Here is a 1,403-nt window from a genome sequence, read left to right as displayed (position 1 = left end):
GTGGGATCATGGGGCTTTCTTCCGGTTTTTGGACGAAACGGGGAGATTTATGATGGATATTATACCCCGAAGTCAGGCCAACTCATTGCCTTTGTTCAGGTTTTTACTTTTGCAGGGGCGACTAATTCCATATCCACAGACTCACCTCCATTAAGATTTCAAAGTGCTTGGTCCACGTATAGGTGTTTCGTTCCCACGAATCCAGAACCTACTATACGATGCTACCAAACAGCGTGCACGGCTAAACGAAGGAGCCTCAAGCATGGCCAGTCGGCGACTGACCTCGATCCTCAATGAAGTCATCTGACACACCCTCGTGCGAATCTAAAAATTCATCCCACACGGGTCTAATGGCCGCTCATAACGTAGGACCGAGCGATTGAGTTTTTCTAGATGCGCGCGTTCTTTCGGAAGCGGTTTGGCCAGTTCATCAGCATGAGTTGACTGGGCATCCAGCCCCTCCAACAGTTCCTTTTCGGTAAACGTTTTCGTCATAAAACCCTCCCGTACGGCGGGAACCAATATCAACCATAGCTGTGATCATACTGGGTCGGGCGTGGCCGCAATCATAAGTCACCTGAGACTTCCATCCTGGCCAGTGCTTGGTGGACCGTTTCTTTAACGTAGACGTAGATTCCCTGACAACCGCTGGCCCTCGGACCGGCAACGTTCAAAACCCTGATATCAAACGCATTAGTGAAAGCAATCAGCAGGTTGGACGCTGTCTCAGCATCGACGGTATCAATATCGATCAGTTTGTATGGTTTTTTCAGGCGAATGCAAAACTCAACGGTCAGTTCGGTCCCACCTGAGAGGTACGACTCATAGAAGATTAGCGTGCCATCGGCATCCAAAATATTCCTTTTGGTGCGTTGACGATATCCGCCATTAACTTCTTCGAGCCCATAATCGAGGGAAATCGGACCGTCTTCAGCCTTTCGACCGGCCGGACAACTGCCGCCAATTGGAAATCCTGCTTCGAGTGCTGCGTCAAGGGCCGCTCGATCCGCTCCGGTTTGGCCACCACTGATGATTTTTAAAAGCATGATATGCCCATCGAGCTTGAGGCGAGCCTCAGCGGCTCGTATCTGATTCTGCACCGCCCGCTGGCCACGTTCTTCGCGATTGCCCACATACGACTCACACTAACTGGGTCCACCTCAGTGCTCAGTGGAGACTATCTGGGTTTCTATCCTATTACTGCGATATTGCCGGGCGGAGCGGAACATCAAGCCAAAGAAACCGGCCCAGCGTTAGAGGATCGTCACAACCAACGACTTAGTCGCCCCTGCAAAAACGCCGTTTTCAGACAGCCAGCAATTTACCGGTCTCTGCCGATTCATCCGGCAACGCCGGGGTTGACCATAAAATAGCCAATATCAGGCGTAAATGCCGTCCGTTTT

At 51.2% G+C, this 1,403-nt stretch carries 2 protein-coding genes; both read right to left on the bottom strand.

Annotation, left to right across the window (positions count from 1 at the left end):
• Window positions 1-324: 324 nt before the first annotated feature.
• Window positions 325-495, bottom strand: a complete 171-nt coding sequence (locus J3364_RS22565; RefSeq protein ID WP_349560411.1) for a hypothetical protein — start codon at window positions 493-495, stop codon at window positions 325-327.
• Window positions 496-566: 71 nt separating this feature from the next.
• Window positions 567-1,133, bottom strand: a complete 567-nt coding sequence (locus J3364_RS22560) for a putative molybdenum carrier protein (RefSeq protein WP_349560410.1) — start codon at window positions 1,131-1,133, stop codon at window positions 567-569.
• Window positions 1,134-1,403: the final 270 nt, after the last annotated feature.

Source organism: Marinobacter sp. NFXS9, assembly GCF_040148665.1.
Lineage (GTDB): Bacteria > Pseudomonadota > Gammaproteobacteria > Pseudomonadales > Oleiphilaceae > Marinobacter_A > Marinobacter_A mangrovi.
This window is presented reverse-complemented; position numbering and strand designations above follow the sequence as displayed.

Bases quoted from the DNA above. Each gene is read 5' to 3' on its own strand.
- J3364_RS22565 (WP_349560411.1), bottom strand. From the start codon at position 495: ATGACGAAAACGTTTACCGAAAAGGAACTGTTGGAGGGGCTGGATGCC.